Origin of the sequence: Bacteroides faecium (assembly GCF_012113595.1) — a bacterium.
In the GTDB taxonomy this organism is placed as follows: domain Bacteria; phylum Bacteroidota; class Bacteroidia; order Bacteroidales; family Bacteroidaceae; genus Bacteroides; species Bacteroides faecium.
Map to the genome: position 1 here is coordinate 1,596,852 of NZ_CP050831.1, position 13,715 is coordinate 1,610,566.

11 protein-coding genes are annotated in these 13,715 nt (G+C 44.5%); 7 read left to right on the plus strand and 4 right to left on the minus strand.

Translation table 11 applies throughout. From position 1 onward, the window contains the following. A complete protein-coding gene (locus BacF7301_RS05635) occupies window positions 1-423 on the plus strand; it encodes a lipocalin family protein (protein WP_167961014.1) in 423 nt (140 codons plus the stop codon). Window positions 424-563: 140 nt separating this feature from the next. Here BacF7301_RS05635 and ybeY read toward each other — a convergent pair whose 3' ends face one another. After that, window positions 564-983 (minus strand): rRNA maturation RNase YbeY, encoded by a 420-nt coding sequence (ybeY, locus tag BacF7301_RS05640; RefSeq protein WP_167961016.1) that lies wholly within the window; start codon window positions 981-983, stop codon window positions 564-566. Window positions 984-999: 16 nt separating this feature from the next. Next, a complete protein-coding gene (locus BacF7301_RS05645; RefSeq protein ID WP_167961018.1) occupies window positions 1,000-2,232 on the minus strand; it encodes a nucleoside recognition domain-containing protein in 1,233 nt (410 codons plus the stop codon). Window positions 2,233-2,371: 139 nt separating this feature from the next. Between BacF7301_RS05645 and ruvB the strand changes: the two genes are divergently transcribed. Genes ruvB through BacF7301_RS05670 form a run of 5 tightly spaced genes read left to right on the plus strand, consistent with a single transcriptional unit; the run spans window position 2,372 to window position 9,274 of the window. After that, on the plus strand, window positions 2,372-3,403 hold the full coding sequence (gene ruvB / locus BacF7301_RS05650) for a Holliday junction branch migration DNA helicase RuvB (RefSeq protein WP_167961020.1): 1,032 nt from the start codon (window positions 2,372-2,374) through the stop codon (window positions 3,401-3,403). 51 nt (window positions 3,404-3,454) lie between these two features. Then, complete coding sequence (locus BacF7301_RS05655; RefSeq protein ID WP_167961022.1) at window positions 3,455-4,228, plus strand: carboxylesterase family protein; 774 nt, start codon at window positions 3,455-3,457, stop codon at window positions 4,226-4,228. A gap of 30 nt (window positions 4,229-4,258) precedes the next feature. After that, on the plus strand, window positions 4,259-5,755 hold the full coding sequence (locus BacF7301_RS05660) for an oligosaccharide flippase family protein (protein WP_167961024.1): 1,497 nt from the start codon (window positions 4,259-4,261) through the stop codon (window positions 5,753-5,755). Window positions 5,756-5,757: 2 nt separating this feature from the next. Beyond that, the gene (locus BacF7301_RS05665) at window positions 5,758-7,113 is read left to right on the plus strand and encodes a TIGR00341 family protein (RefSeq protein ID WP_167961026.1); all 1,356 of its coding nucleotides are present in this window, start codon (window positions 5,758-5,760) and stop codon (window positions 7,111-7,113) included. A gap of 19 nt (window positions 7,114-7,132) precedes the next feature. Next, entirely contained in the window at window positions 7,133-9,274 is a 2,142-nt protein-coding gene (locus tag BacF7301_RS05670) for a S46 family peptidase (protein WP_167961028.1), read from the plus strand. 176 nt (window positions 9,275-9,450) lie between these two features. Here the strand turns inward: BacF7301_RS05670 and BacF7301_RS05675 are convergent, their stop codons facing one another. Next, entirely contained in the window at window positions 9,451-11,376 is a 1,926-nt protein-coding gene (locus BacF7301_RS05675) for a DEAD/DEAH box helicase (protein WP_167961030.1), read from the minus strand. Between the two features lie 74 nt (window positions 11,377-11,450). Further along, window positions 11,451-12,512 carry a tyrosine-protein phosphatase gene (locus BacF7301_RS05680; protein WP_167967115.1) on the minus strand — a complete coding sequence of 354 codons (1,062 nt, stop codon included), beginning with the start codon at window positions 12,510-12,512 and terminating at the stop codon, window positions 11,451-11,453. A 207-nt stretch (window positions 12,513-12,719) separates the two neighbouring features. On the opposite strand from BacF7301_RS05680, the gene BacF7301_RS05685 reads away from it, so the two are divergent. After that, window positions 12,720-13,679, plus strand: coding sequence for a toxin-antitoxin system YwqK family antitoxin (locus BacF7301_RS05685; RefSeq protein ID WP_167961032.1), 960 nt, complete (start codon window positions 12,720-12,722; stop codon window positions 13,677-13,679). Window positions 13,680-13,715: the final 36 nt, after the last annotated feature.

The window sequence follows — 13,715 nt, forward strand, 5'->3', positions numbered from 1 at the left end:
ATGAAGAAACTATTAATTGCAGCTATGGTTCTGTCTTGCTTTGCATTCAGCAGCTACGGACAGGGTAAAGCGAAGAAACAAATTATTGGTAAATGGTGTAATCCTTATACCTATAAATCTACAGGTGAACTGAAAGGATTTGAGTTTAAAAAAAAGGGAAAATGCTCAGCTGTCAATATCCCTTCTTTGGATTTAAAAACCTGGAAGATTGATAAAGATGGTTATTTGATTATCGAAGGATTCAGCAAGGAAGATAATGGAGAAGTGGTGGCATATAAGACACGTGAATATATCGGAAAACTGACCACCGATTCATTGGAACTGGTCGTACGGGAAGGATATCCGCGATTGGCCTTTCTGTATCTGAATGCCAAATCAATCAAGAAACTGGTTACTCCGGAAGTAGCACCAAAAGAAAAGTAATAAATCTCTCTCTTAAATAATTTAGTGTTAATATTAGCATTACGTTGCTAATGAAAGCGCCCCGTCGTAGTGATTACGATGGGGCGTCTTTTCATTATACTATCATAGTATATCTGAATGAGTCGTCAGCAGAATATGGTTTATGACTGCCGCATTGCCAACGCCTTATTCTCCGCCACTTCCATAATCTCCCGCTCTCCGGGACCTTTGTCGTTTATACCGCAAAGGTGGAGTATCCCATGAATAATGACGCGATGCAGTTCATCATCATAGGATGCACCGAATTGCTCAGCATTGGTGCGTATCGTATCCAGGCTGATGAACAAATCGCCTGATAAACGGTCGCCCTCGCAATAGTCGAAGGTGATGATATCCGTATAATAGTCGTGTTGCAGATATTGGCGGTTTACTTCCAGAATCTTTTCATCGGAACAAAAGATATAAGCGATTTCACCGAGTCTTTTTCCATAGGAAGCGGCTACAGCTTTTATCCATTCCGTAGTCTCACGTTTCTTTATTTCAGGCATTTTGACGCCTTCTGTTTGATAAGTTACAGCCATAATTGAATGTTATGATTTAAAAGAAAAATAAATAACTGATTAAGATAGCGGCTATGATACCTGAGAAGTCTGCTATCAAGCCACAGGTAACTGCATTGCGGGTTTTACTGATACCTACGCTACCGAAATACACAGCCAAAATATAGAAAGTAGTATCCGAAGCTCCACGTACCACGCAACTCATACGTCCTACAAATGAATCCGGGCCTAACTCTTTCATTGTATCAATCATCAAACCGTTTGCACCGCTTCCACTAAGTGATTTCATCAATGCCGTAGGCAATGCTCCTACAAAGCTGGTATCCACTCCACACAATCCTACTAAATAACCGATTCCACCCACTAAGTAGTCCATCGCTCCCGAAGTGCGGAATACAGCAATACCTACAAGGAAAGCCACCAAATAGGGAATGATACGTACAGCCGTGGTAAAACCTTCTTTAGCCCCTTCCACAAAGGAATCATAGACATTGATTTTCTTTCTGATTCCTGTCAGAATAAACAAAATAATAACCCCGAACAGAATGATGTTGGCTATTAACGTGGAATAAGTACCCATTTCCTCACGGGAGACACTGATAAACAAATAAATCAACCCGGAAAAGAAGAGGCAGACCACACCCATCAATATCAGAATCGGCTTATTGATTAAGTTTATCTTCTGGGCAATGCTGACGGCTATAACTCCCACCAAAGTAGAAATGAAAGTACTTAGCAAAATAGGGATAAACACATCTGTCGGTTGTGCAGCCCCCATTTGTGCACGATATACCATAATGCTGATAGGAATAAGGATAAGTCCCGAAGTATTGATGACTAAGAACATAATCATCGGATTGGAAGCCGTATCTTTCTTTGGGTTCAGTTCCTGCAATTCCTTCATCGCTTTCAATCCCATCGGTGTGGCGGCATTGTCCAATCCGAGCATATTGGCGGACATATTCATAAAGATGGAGCCCAGCACAGGATGCCCTTTAGGAATATCCGGGAACAAACGACAGAGTACCGGACTCAGGAAGCGTGCCAAGGCACTGATTAACCCGCTGTTTTCGCCGATTTTCATAATCCCCAGCCAAAGGGCTAATACTCCTGTAAGCCCCAGGGAGATTTCAAATGCCGTCTTTGAGGAGTCGAATGTCGAGTTCATGATGGCAGTGAATATCTCCGTATCTCCCAGGAAAATCACTTTTACGAGGGCGATAACGAAGGCTATAAGGAAGAAAGCTATCCAGATATAATTTAGAACCATAGTTGATTGCGTGTATATAGATAGTGCAAAAGTAATATTTTATAGTTGCTTTTCATGCTACCGGGCTTTTTTTATTCATCTTTCTTATACCGAAAATAAATGTATTTCTCTATCTTTGTCTCCTACTTTCGAGAAATAAATGGAACAAGAAGATTTTAACATACGCGAACAGCAGCTGACTTCAAAGGAACGGGATTTTGAGAATGCACTCCGCCCGTTGAGCTTTGAGGACTTTAGCGGACAGGATAAGGTGGTGGAGAACCTTCGCATTTTTGTGAAGGCGGCACGCTTGCGTGGCGAGGCGCTCGACCATGTCCTGCTTCACGGCCCTCCCGGCTTGGGAAAAACAACTCTTTCAAATATCATCGCCAATGAACTGAACGTCGGCTTTAAAGTGACTTCCGGTCCGGTACTCGACAAACCGGGTGACTTGGCAGGTGTGCTGACCAGCCTCGAATCGAATGATGTGCTCTTTATTGATGAAATCCATCGTCTATCGCCTGTGGTGGAAGAGTATCTTTACTCTGCCATGGAAGATTACCGCATTGATATTATGATTGATAAGGGACCTTCGGCACGTAGCATTCAGATTGATTTGAATCCTTTTACGTTGGTGGGGGCTACTACACGTAGCGGTCTGCTGACAGCCCCGCTTCGTGCACGTTTCGGTATAAACCTGCATTTGGAATATTACGATGATGATATCTTGAGTAACATTATCCGCCGTTCTGCATCTATCCTGGATGTACCTTGCTCGGTGCGTGCGGCATCGGAGATTGCTTCCCGCAGTCGTGGGACGCCGCGTATTGCCAATGCTTTGCTTCGCCGTGTACGCGATTTTGCGCAGGTGAAAGGTTCCGGCTCTATCGATACGGAAATCTCCCAGTTTGCGTTGGAAGCATTGAATATTGACAAATATGGCTTGGACGAGATAGATAACAAGATACTTTGCACCATCATAGACAAGTTCAAAGGCGGTCCTGTGGGACTGACAACCATTGCAACCGCTTTGGGAGAAGACGCGGGGACGATTGAGGAAGTTTATGAACCTTTTCTGATTAAAGAAGGATTCATGAAGCGTACCCCTCGTGGTCGTGAGGTGACGGAACTTGCTTATAAGCATCTCGGGAGAAGTCTTTATAACAGTCAGAAGACGCTGTTTAACGACTAACTAGGGTAGTATAAGCGATATAAAAAAGGACACTATAAAGATAGTTGGATTATGAAGCAATGGAGTACTTTACTTGTTTTTCTCTTTTTGAGCTTGTCGTTATCTGCTCAAAAAGGTTATGAGAAGGATGTCTTTGTATCTTCCAAAGGAGATTCTTTGCGTTATCGGATGATTCACCCGGAGTCTGTGAAGCCGGGAGAGAAGTTTCCGTTGGTATTGTTTCTGCATGGAGCCGGTGAACGGGGAAACGACAACGAGAAACAGTTGGCGAATGGCGGACAAATGTTCCTCAATCCGGTCAATCAGGAGAAGTTTCCGGCTTTTGTCCTTGTTCCTCAATGTCCGGTAGATAAATATTGGGCTTATCCGGAACGTCCGAAATCCTTTGTTCCTGCCGATATGCCCGTGGGACAGGAGATTACTCCTATTTTTCAGACGCTGAAACAGTTGCTTGACTCTTATCTGGCCATGCCCGAGGTGGATAAGCAACGTGTCTATATTATCGGACTTTCTATGGGTGCGATGGGGACATATGATTTAGTTGCGCGTTATCCTGAGATATTTGCTGCCGCCATTCCTATTTGCGGTACGGTAAATCCAAGCCGTTTGGCAACTGCCAAAGACGTGAAGTTCCGTATATTTCATGGGGATGCGGATAATATAGTGCCGGTGGAAGGATCGCGCGAAGCATACAAGGCGCTGAAGGCTGCCGGAGCCGATGTGGAATATATTGAATTTCCCGGCTGTAATCACGGCAGTTGGAATCCGGCTTTCAATTATCCCGGATTTATGGATTGGTTATTCAAACAGAAAAAGAAACGCTGATCCGAACGACAAATTAATCACTAATAAGACATGGCTGGACTAAAATCATTAGCAAAAGATACTGCAATTTACGGGCTGAGTAGCATTGTCGGACGATTCCTTAACTATATGCTGGTGCCGTTGTACACGGCTGTTTTACCGGCTTCTACAGGTGGGTATGGAGTCGTATCGAATGTTTATGCATTCACTGCCTTGATGCTTGTACTGCTTACGTTCGGTATGGAAACCGGATTCTTCCGGTTTGCCAATAAATCGGGAGAAGAACCGATGAAAGTATATGCCAACTCTCTGCTTTCGGTAGGCGGGGTATCGTTGATCTTCGTTCTTCTCTGTCTGCTGTTTCTACAACCGATCTCCAATCTGCTGGACTATGGCAATCATCCGGAATTTATAGCGATGATGGCTGTTGTGGTGGCCTTAGACTCTTTTCAGTGTATTCCTTTCGCTTATCTACGCTATAAAAAACGACCGATAAAGTTTGCGGCTATCAAACTGCTTTCCATTGTTGGCGGAATTGGGCTGAACCTGTTTTTCTTACTGTTATGCCCCTGGCTGAATATACATTATCCGGAAACTATCTCATGGTTCTATGATCCCGATTATCTGATAGGCTATATCTTTATCAGTAACCTGATAGTCTCCGTTGGTCAGATGTTCTTCTTTATCCCTGAGCTGAGAGGTTTTGCCTACAAACTGGATAGGGCACTGCTGAAACGTATGGTTGTTTATTCCTTCCCGGTATTGATTCTCGGCTTGGTCGGTATTCTGAACCAGACGGTGGATAAGATGATTTATCCGTTCCTTTTCGAAGACCGTCAGGAAGGATTGGTGCAACTAGGTATTTATGCAGCTACCAGTAAAATAGCCATGGTGATGGCTATGTTTACACAAGCTTTCCGCTATGCTTACGAACCGTTTGTATTTGGCAAGGATCGTGAAGGGGACAACCGGAAAATGTATGCGGCTGCGATGAAATATTTTCTCATATTCTCGTTACTGGCTTTCCTTGCTGTGATGTTCTATCTCGATTTGCTGCGCTATCTGGTGGCAAGAGGATATTGGGAAGGGCTGGGAGTCGTGGCTATTGTGATGCTTGCGGAAATCTGCAAAGGTGTCTATTTCAATCTCTCTTTCTGGTATAAACTGACGGATGAAACACGATGGGGAGCTTATTTCTCTCTGATAGGTTGTGCCATTATTGTAATAATGAATATTCTGTTGGTTCCTACTTACGGCTATATTGCTTCTGCCTGGGCTTCCGTTGCCGGATATGGAACCATCATGCTGTTATCTTACTGGATGGGACAGAAGAAATATCCGATTCACTATGATTTGAAAAGTATCGGGCTTTATGTGCTGCTTGCCGCGGTTCTCTATGTGCTTGGTGAACAAGTGCCTATCTCGAATCTTGTACTCCGGCTTGCTTTCCGTACCGTACTCCTATTGTTATTTGTAAGCTATATTATCAAGCGGGACCTGCCTTTGAGCCAGATTCCTGTTATTAACCGATTTATAAAGAAGAAATAATCATGAAGACAGATGATCGTAATAAATTTGCCATCAAGTCCTTTTTGAACGAATATCTGGACTTGAGAAAGGATAAGGATAACGAACTGGCAACAGTCGATTCCATCCGCAAAGGAGTAGAGTTCAAAGGAGCTAACCTATGGATTCTTATCTTCGCCATCTTTATGGCATCACTTGGATTGAATGTGAACTCTACTGCCGTCATCATTGGTGCCATGTTGATCTCTCCACTGATGGGGCCTATCATGGGTGTGGGCTTGTCTGTCGGGCTGAATGACTTCGAACTGATGAAACGCTCTTTGAAGAGCTTCCTTATTACGACAGCTTTCAGTGTGACAACGGCAACCATTTTCTTCCTTCTTGCGCCTATTGCCGGTTCACAATCAGAATTGCTGGCACGCACATCGCCTACTATTTATGACGTATTCATCGCATTATTCGGTGGTTTGGCGGGTGTTGTAGCCCTTTCCACCAAAGAAAAGGGGAACGTGATTCCCGGTGTTGCCATCGCTACTGCATTGATGCCACCGCTTTGTACGGCGGGATACGGATTGGCGTCAGGTAATCTGATCTATTTCCTCGGAGCTTTCTATCTGTATTTTATTAACTCTGTATTCATCAGTCTGGCTACCTTTCTCGGAGTTCGCGTGATGCATTTCCAACGGAAAGAGTTTGTAGATAAGACCCGTGAGAAGACAGTACGTAAATATATCATCCTGATTGTGATCCTGACGATGTGCCCGGCCGTTTATCTGACGTATGGTATCATTAAAAGTACCTTCTACGAAGCGGCAGCCAATCGGTTCGTTACCGAACAGCTTGGATTTGAGAATACGCAGGTACTTGACAAAAAGATCAGTTATGAACATAAGGAAATCCGTGTTGTTCTGATTGGGTCTGAAGTACCGGATGCTTCCATTTCCATCGCCCGTAGCAAGCTGAAAGAGTATAAGATGGAAGATACGAAACTAATCGTATTGCAAGGTATGAACAATGAAGCGGTAGACGTCTCTTCCATTCGTGCCATGGTGATGGAGGATTTCTATAAGAACAGCGAACAGCGACTCCAGGAGCAGAAAGTGAAAATATCCCAACTGGAAACAACGCTCGAACAATACAGGACATATGATGCGATGAGCCGTACATTAGTGCCCGAATTGAAGGTGCTTTATCCTACTGTTACTACACTTTCTATCGCTCATTCGCTCGAAGTACGGGTAGATTCAATGAAAACAGATACAGTGACACTGGCTGTTCTGAAATTTACCAAACATCCGTCCACAACAGAAAAAGAAAAAATCAGTGAATGGCTGAAAGCCCGTGTAGGAGCCAAGCAGTTGCGACTGATTACAGAATAATGAATCTAAAAATAATAGCATGAAATTCAGACTAACCGCCATCGTACTTCTCTCTATCTGTCTCTCGAAAGCTTTTGCCGACGAGGGAATGTGGTTGTTGGGAAATCTCAATAAGAACAAACAGACAGAACAAGTAATGAAACAACTTGGCTTGCAGATGCCTGTAAAAAAACTATATAATCCGAAGAAGCCTTGTCTTGCAGATGCTGTAGTGAGCTTCGGAGGCTTTTGTTCGGGGGTGGTTGTTTCCGAAGACGGTTTGGTGTTTACCAACCATCATTGCGGATTCAGCAGCATCCAGCAACATTCTTCGGTGGAACACGATTATCTGAAAGATGGCTTTGTGGCGCGTAGTCTTGAAGAAGAACTGCCGAATCCGGAGTTGTATGTCCGTTTCCTGCTTCGTACGGAAAATGTGACCAAACGGGTATTGTCTGCCGCCAAACATGCTAAAACGGAATCGGAACGCCGGGTAGCTGTCGATTCAGTCATGAATGTAATCGGTATGGAGATTTCGGAAAAGGACTCTACATTGACCGGGATTGTGGATGCTTATTATGCTGGAAATGAGTTTTGGCTTTCCGTTTATCGTGATTATAATGATGTCCGCCTGGTATTTGCTCCCCCTTCTTCCGTCGGAAAGTTCGGGTGGGACACGGATAACTGGATGTGGCCGCGCCATACGGGCGATTTCAGCGTATTTCGCATCTATGCTAATAGCAAGAACGGTCCGGCGGATTATTCTCCGGAAAATGTCCCGTATCACCCCGAATATGTAGCGCCTATCTCTTTGGACGGATATAAGGAAGGCTCGTTCTGCATGACTCTTGGCTATCCGGGAAGTACAGAGCGTTATCTTTCCTCGTATGGCATTGAGGAAATGATGAATGGTATCAATCAGGCTATGATTGATGTGCGTGGGGTAAAACAGGCCGTTTGGAAACGGGAAATGGACCGCCGTCCGGATATCCGTATCAAATATGCTTCCAAATATGATGAAAGCTCCAATTATTGGAAGAATAGTATTGGAACAAATAAAGCTATCAAGCATCTCAAAGTCTTGGAAAAGAAACGGGCTGCTGAGGCTGCGCTCCGTGAATGGATTCAGTCGCATCCCGAAGAGCGGGAAAAACTGCTTCGCCTGTTCTCCTCTTTGGAATTGAATTATAGTAATCGTCGCGAAACAAATCGTGCCTTGGCTTATTTCGGTGAAGCATTTATCAATGGTCCCGAACTGGTTCAGCTTGCGCTTGAGATTCTGAACTTCGACTTTGAGGCGGAAGAGAAGCAGGTGGTAAGCCGCATGAAGAAACTGCTGGAGAAATATGATAATCTGGATACGGCTATTGATAAGGAAGTCTTTGCAGCCATGCTGAAAGAGTACCAAGGGAAAGTGGACAAGAAATATCTTCCTGCCATGTATCAGAAGATAGATACGCTTTACAACGGGAATATCCAGACCTATGTCGATTCTTTGTACGCAACATCCCAAATAACTTCACCAAAGGGGTTGAAACGCTTTCTGGAACGGGATACGACCTATAATCTGATTGAAGACCCTGCCGTAGCTTTAAGCCTCGATCTGATTGTGAAATATTACGAGATGAACCAAAGCATCTCCGAAGCTTCCGAGCAGATAGAGCAAGGTGAACGCTTATTCAACGCCGCTATGCGTCGTATGTATGCCGACCGTAATTTCTATCCCGACGCCAACTCTACCATGCGTCTGAGCTTTGGAACAGTGGATGGTTACTCACCTTTTGACGGAGCTACCTATGACTATTACACGACCGTGAAGGGTATTTTCGAAAAGGTGAAAGAACATGCCGGGGATATTGACTTTGCTGTCCAACCGGAGTTGCTGAATCTGCTTTCTTCCGGTGACTTCGGCAGATATGCCAATGAACAAGGTGATATGAGTGTTTGCTTCATTTCTAATAATGATATTACAGGCGGAAACTCCGGCAGTGCAATGTTCAACAGCAAAGGAGAATTGCTCGGTTTGGCTTTCGATGGAAACTGGGAAGCCATGAGCAGTGATATTGTTTTTGAACCGGATTTGCAGCGTTGTATCGGAGTGGATGTCCGGTATATGCTTTTCATTATGGAAAAATACGGTAAAGCAGGAAATTTGGTACAAGAACTGAAAATAGCCCGATAAGATAGCTCATGTAGTCTTACATATGCATTTACTGGAATTATGCCCAGGGGAGAACGACCGTATGCCCCGGGCTAATAAAAATAGGCCCAGGGTTCACATGAGATGAACCCTGGGCTAAACTTTGGTAATCCCCGGGCTGAATGGAAATCATTCCGGGAGATATATTAGTTAGAATTTTACTTCTTCGGTTTTCTGCGTGCCCATCCTTCTTCGCTGAAGTCAGGTTCCTTATCTTTGAAGAACTCCTGCCAGTCATCTTTCTTTTTAGGTCCGCGGGCATCTGAATATCCCCGTTCCGCACGGCTCGGTTTTTCTTTCTTTCCGGGTTTTGAACCTTTGGCAGACGCATCCTTAGATTTTCTGTCTTTATTCTCATAGCGTGGCGCACGTTCTTCTCCTTTACCGAATCGTTTACCGCCTTTGCGTTCACCCGAACCGTTTTCACGTCCTTTTCCGCCTTCCTCACTGGATACTTCTACTACAACTTTACGGCCATTCCATTTGGCGCGGCTTAGAGCTTTTACGACATTGACAGCCTCATTCTCAGGAACTTCGAAGAAAGAGAAGTTCTGCATTAGGTCAATACGTCCCAATTCGATGCGTCCGCGTGTATTACTGTTCAACAAGCCGATAAGGTCGCTGGGGAAGAAATTGTCTGTTTTACCCAGATTGATAAACAGGCGGTTGAAGCCCGGAGCAGCTTTCCGGCTTCTCTTTTCGAAGCCGCCCTCTTTGCGGTCACCTCTTCCGGCACGTTCACCACGGCTTTCACTTGTCGGTTGTTCTATTTCCGGGCGGTGACGGTAATACTCTGCGAAACGGTTGAATTCGTGCGAAACCATTCGTTTTATCAAGTCTTCCTTACTCAACCATTCCAGTTTACGATAGATTTCCGGCATGAAGTCCGCGATTTCTTCTTCGTTTACTTTTACTTTTTCAAGGTCATCAATAACCTTAATCAACTGCTTCTGGCAAATGCCTGCCGCAGTCGGCATCTCTCCGGCAATGAATTTCTTGCCGATGATTCGTTCTATTTCTCTTAACTTACCTCTTTCGCGGAGATTGATGATAGCGATAGAAGTACCGGTCTTTCCGGCACGTCCTGTACGTCCGCTACGGTGAGTGTAGCTTTCCGTATCATCAGGCAAGCCGTAATTGATAACGTGAGTCAAATCGTCCACGTCCAGACCGCGGGCAGCTACGTCCGTAGCAACGAGCAGTTGCAGATTACGGATGCGAAATTTCTGCATAACAGCGTCCCGCTGTGCTTGTGAAAGTTCGCCATGCAGCGAGTCGGCATTGTAGCCTTCCTGCATTAATTTGTCGGCGATTTCCTGGGTTTCCTTACGGGTACGGCAGAAAATGATACCGTATATTTGCGGGTAGTAATCGACGATACGTTTTAGCGCTTCGTATTTATCTTTAGCCTGTACAGTGTAGACAACGTGTTTTACGTTGTTGGTACTTTCGTTCTTACGGCCGATAGTGATTTCTTTGGCATCACGCAGGTAGTTCTTTGAAATACGCGCAATTTCCGGGCTCATAGTAGCCGAGAAAAGCAATGTATTACGTTCCTGCGGCACATCAGCCAGAATAGCGTTGATGCTATCCGTAAATCCCATGTTCAGCATCTCGTCCGCTTCGTCCATTACGACGTTGCGGATGGTAGCCAGGGAAACAGTCTTGCGTTCCATCAAGTCCAGCAAGCGTCCGGGAGTGGCTACGATGATATGTACCCCCCGTTTCAGGCTGCGTATCTGGCTGTCAATGGAAGAACCGCCATATACAGGCAATACTTTCAGTCCGTCAATGTATTTGGAATAATCATTCAAATCTCCCGCTATCTGGAGACAAAGCTCGCGTGTAGGGCAGAGGATAAGCGATTGTGGAATTCTGTTCTTTACGTCAATCTGTTGGAGCAAGGGCAGACCGAATGCGGCTGTTTTACCTGTTCCTGTCTGTGCAAGAGCTACTACATCATTATTTTCTCCTAAAAGGTACGGAATCACTTCCTCTTGTACCGGCATGGGATTCTCGTATCCCATTTCTTCAATTGCTCTACGTATCTCCGGAGAAACGCCAAGCTCTTCAAATGTCTTCATTAAATCTCTGTATATCTTTTATTTCGGATGCAAAGATAGAGAATAATTACGAATTACGAATTACGAATTACGATTTATTCCAGCAGGATGCTGCGCAACTGTTCTATTTCTTCTGCGGAAAGTCCGATTCCTTTCTTCAAGTAAGCTTGTACGCTTCCATACTCAGACTCAATCTGTTCCTTTGCGGCATTCAGGAAATCTTCCTTGGCGGAATAGATTGTGGTTATCGCTTCCTGCGAATTTACCGGCAATTCGTAAGCGTATTTTGAAGCCTTGGGAATATTGAAATAATCATTACTCAGCCGGTAGTCCGACATTATCACGTCTTCATTGACACCTAGCGCCGCAAGCAGTAAGGCGGAAACGATTCCTGTGCGCCCTTTGCCGGATGTACAATGAATCACAGCCGGATAAGAGTCACGGTTGAGCAGGACAGAGAATAATTCTTTGAATTCTTTCCGGTAGTTTGTCACCAGTTCGCGGTTCATCCGCTCCACCAGGCGATAAATGGTATCGCTTTTTATTTTCTCTTCCTGGATTCCTTGCAGGATTTTATCCATATTTCCTGTAGGGATGGGAATGTGCACAATCTTAAATTCACCATCATGGAGCTGTGGATAGTTGTGGCGTTCTCCTTCGGAACGCAAGTCTATGATAGTCCGTATGCCTATATTCTTCAGCTCCCGGCGCGAACAGGATGGAATACTGTCTATCTGCGCAGAGCGGTAGAGCATTCCCCAACTGACAGATTTCCCTGTATCGACGGATTTGTATCCGCCTAAATCACGGAAATTCTGGATGCCGGGGATATTAACGTTGCGGGTAGCCACTTTGACCCGGTATTTATTATCGAACACCATCAGATAATAATAGCGTCGGGACGGGTCGTCGGTAACGATGGTCATCTTACCGCTGGATATTTTGCTCATCGCTACGGGAGAATCTTCGGGAATCAACTCGGGGGAAGTAGACGCGTATACTTTTACCTGTCCTTTCAGTACCGGAGCCGTTTCCCATTTAATCACGCAGTTTCCCACGTTGTTTTCTTCACATACCACCGATATGGTCGGTGGAGTGCCGGAGCAGGACGGGAGCACTAACAAAATGGTAAGCCAGCTAAACAGGTTCTTGTACATAGTTTCTTTGTCTGAGTGAATCATATACGCAAAGATAGGAATTACCGGAAGATATGGTAATTCCTTTGCGATAATTAGCCAAAGTTAATAGTAATTTACGAGCGGGGCCTTGTTTGTGACATGCCATATAGGTCTTATGAGATTAGGATAAATCGGTTATTGTGTATATATTTGCAAAATATTGGCTAAAAAGATAATCGCATACAAATGATTCAAAGAATAGTGTTTTTCATTATTACTTCGGCTGTTTATCCAGCGTTGTTTTATGTTATCGTTCCGTGGAGTAACTCATTCAAGGATTTTAGCGAATCAACGGATCCTGCCGGTGGGGGTATGGCGGCTGGTTTTTCATTCTATTACGGGTGCCTGTTTTCATTCATTATCTGGTTCGTGCTTTCAACCATACTCGCTCATTGGTGTGTGCGGGCATGGTGGATAGGTGTTTTCGCATTGATAGTGGGTGGTGTTGCCATTCCGGTAATAGAAGCTCATAAGAAGAATCAAGCAGACAATTTACTCTGCCCCTATAAAAGGTGCTATGAAAACGGCATAATTCGCGAAAAAGGATATTATATAGGACAAAGGAGTTCTGAGAATAAGCACGGCAAAATTACCGAATACTATCCGGATGGAACGGTAAAGTCTGTCAACACCTACGAAAGAGGTGTGCCGTCAGGTCCTTGCGAATCATACTACCTTGACGGCAAACTGATGGTAAAAGGTGGATATAAAGGTGGTGAGTGGGATAATGGAGAACTAATCGGAATCCAGGACGGAGACTGGATATACTATCGTAAAGACGGCAGTGTGGACGATGAACGTACCTACGCCGAAGGTAAACTGGTTAGTTCTAAAAACTATACTCTTTGCTTTGATTCGACAGGGGTGGTTTGTGTGATTGCCACAGGCAAACCGTTTACGGGGCAACTCGATAAGACCGGAATTGTTGATAAATATCTTTTCCCAAATCTGTATAGCGTATTAGTAAACGATGGCCGGTTTGATGGAGATTTCTGCTCTTATTACACCACAGGGGATGATTTGACCGTCGCTGCAACGGCAACCTACGTCGATGGAGAACTTAATGGTCAACTCAAGATGTATAATCCTGACGGTCAGTTGATGAAAAGTGCGGTATATGTCAATGGAAAAATCGAAGGTAACTAAGTTATCACTTTATTGCAATTGCTTCGATTTCTCCAC